This is a genomic window from Variovorax sp. P4_D9, from assembly GCF_056401695.1.
The window spans coordinates 1-2,502 of the sequence record NZ_JBFUIU010001081.1 but is presented as its reverse complement, the minus strand read 5'-3'; the positions used below and the strand labels follow the sequence as shown (position 1 = coordinate 2,502).

General features: G+C 70.8%; 1 protein-coding gene and 1 pseudogene. Both read right to left on the bottom strand.

Annotated features, from left to right (window positions below; genetic code table 11):
* Nucleotides 1-988 (bottom strand): annotated as a pseudogene (locus tag AC1DY5_RS51165) (hypothetical protein); the annotation flags it as partial.
* 79 nt (nt 989-1,067) lie between these two features.
* Nucleotides 1,068-2,492 carry an MFS transporter gene (locus AC1DY5_RS51160; RefSeq protein ID WP_478121935.1) on the bottom strand — a complete coding sequence of 475 codons (1,425 nt, stop codon included), beginning with the start codon at nt 2,490-2,492 and terminating at the stop codon, nt 1,068-1,070.
* Nucleotides 2,493-2,502 lie beyond the last annotated feature (10 nt).

The window sequence follows — 2,502 nt, the reverse complement described above, 5'->3', positions numbered from 1 at the left end:
CACAAGGGCGCCGGGGCGCCGGCGCCAGGAACTTCATCGAAGCGAAGCCGCGCAGCAGCGCACCGGACAGCTCCGTCTCGACCTCCATGAAGCCCTTGACCGCAGTGCCCGTCACGGCGCGCACCGCGTGCCCGCTCGGTAGGTTCGCGACCACGTTGGCCTGCGGCGGCGCGCTGATGACCGGTGCGCTGCGCAGCCGCAGCATGCCGTCGGTCGTGGTCACCACCATCGCCTGGCCCTGGGCACTCGGCGGCGCGGGCGGCGGAACGATGGCGACGCCTGGCGGTGCCTCGACCGGCGCCGCCGGGTCGCCCGCCAGCGCGACGCTGCGCGAGAGCTGGATGTAGTCGAACAACAGCTCGCCATAGAAGCTGGTGCCGTTGAAATAGCCCTGCTTGAGACCCTTGGACGGCTTGAAGCCGCCGGTGTTGTAGGCGATGCCGACGGCGGCGAGTTCAAGGTCGCTGAGCGACGGGCGGTCCTCGAAGCCCAGCTTGCGCAGCGCATTGCGAAGCTCGTCCAGGCATTGGCCCAGCGTCTGCTCGAACTGCTCGTAGCGGCGCTCCAGGAAGTAGTCCGGGTCGGAGACGAAGAACTGCAGGTCGCGCTGGAACATGCCATAGCCATGGCAGAACTTGTCGGGCCGTGCCGCCACCGCCGTGTAGCCCGGCACCTGCGCCGCCATGTCGACCAGCGCCTGGTGCGCGATCGCGAACATCCGGTCGCCGTTCGGCCGCGCCAGCAGCTCGGCCTTGGTCTTCGGGAAGACCCGGCGGCCCTTGTCCGCATCGAGCGTGTCGCCGACGCAGAGCGCAAGGATTCGCGGCGTCGGCAGGTTCTTGCGGCGCAGCAGCGGCCAGATGTGGCCGGTCTCCTGGCAGGCGATGGCGGCAGTCATGTCCACCGTCAGCGGGGTGCCGCCCAGCAGCGAGACGATCCGCGGCTGGAACTCGGTCTTGAACCACAGGATGTCCGAACGATCAGGCATGGGGCCCCCTTGCTGCGCAGGGCCCGACGATAGGAGCCCGCCCCGCGGCCGGCAATCGGCCGTCGGAGATAGGGGCGGGTCAGGCGTGGCGGGCGGCCGGCTGGCGGGTCCGCAGCGTGCTGCAGACCGCCGCCACCGCGGCGCAGCAGGCGGCGAGTGCGAGGGCGATCACCTGCCCCTTGCCGTCGTGCGGGCTCCAGAAGCTGAAGATGCCGGYCAGCAGCACCGCCCCCAGGGTCTGGCCCGTGAGCCGCGCGGTGCCCAGCATGCCGCTCGCCGCGCCGCTGCGGTGCGGCGGTGGCGTGGTCACGATGGTGTGGTTGTTGGGCGACTGGAACAGTCCGAAGCCCAGTCCGCACAGTGCCATGCGCCAGACGATGTCGCCGTTGCCCGGCTGGGCCGGCAGTGCCGCCAGCAGCGTCAGACCGGTGGCCAGCAGGGCCAGCCCGATGCCGCCGAGCAAGCCGTCCGGATATCGACCGATCAGCCGACCCGCGATCGGCGCCATCACCACGATCGCCAGCGGCCAGGCAGTGATCAGCAGGCCAGCCTCGAAGTGCGAGCGCCCGTAGGTGTCGAGCAGCAGGAAGGGCAGCGCAATGAAGGACAGCATCTGGGCACAGAAGGCGCCGACTGAGGTGCCCATCGAGAGCGCGAACACCGGGATCCGCAGCAGATCGACCGGGAACAGCGGCAGCGCTAGCGCGGCCTGCCGCCGCAGGTAGACGACGCCAACCGCGACGCCGGCCAGCAGCAGCGCCCAGGCCATCGGCCCGCCGCCCTGCCCCGTTTCACCGCGCACGCCCAGGCGGTCGGCACCGATGAAGATCAGCGCGAACATCGCCACGTTGAGCGCGACGTCGACGAGAGAAAAGCGAATGCCGGACGCCTTCGCGGCATTGACCGGCAGCGCCCTCAGCCCGAGCACCAGCACCAGCGCCCCGAGCGGCACGTTCAGCGCGAACAGCCAGGGCCACGAAGCCACCGACAGGATCCCGGCCGCCACCGACGGGCCGGCCACCGAGGCGGTCGCCACCACCATCGAATTTATCGCCATGCCGCGCCCGAGCTGGTCCGACGGGTAGATCAGCCGGACCAAGGCGGCATTGACGCTCATGATGCCGGCGGCACCCAGCCCCTGCAGCGCGCGGCCGGCGATCAGCATGCCGAGCGAGTTCGACAGCGTCGCGATCAGCGACGCCGACGCGAACAGCGCCATGCCGGTGAGATAGACGCGCCGAAAGCCGATCCGGTCGCCCAGCGAGGCCAGCGGCAGCAGCATCACCAGCGTGGCGATCTGATAGGCGTTGACGACCCAGATGGCATGCGCCGGATCGGCCCGCAATTCGCGGGCGATGCCCGGCAGCGCGAGGTTGACGATGGTGCCGTCGAGCACCGCCACCGCGATGCCGAGAATGACCACCACCATGGCGTGCCGGCGCTGCGGCTGTGGCAGGCCGTCGCGGGCGACGGGGGCGGCCGGGGCCGCGGCGATGGCCGACATCGCCTCAGCC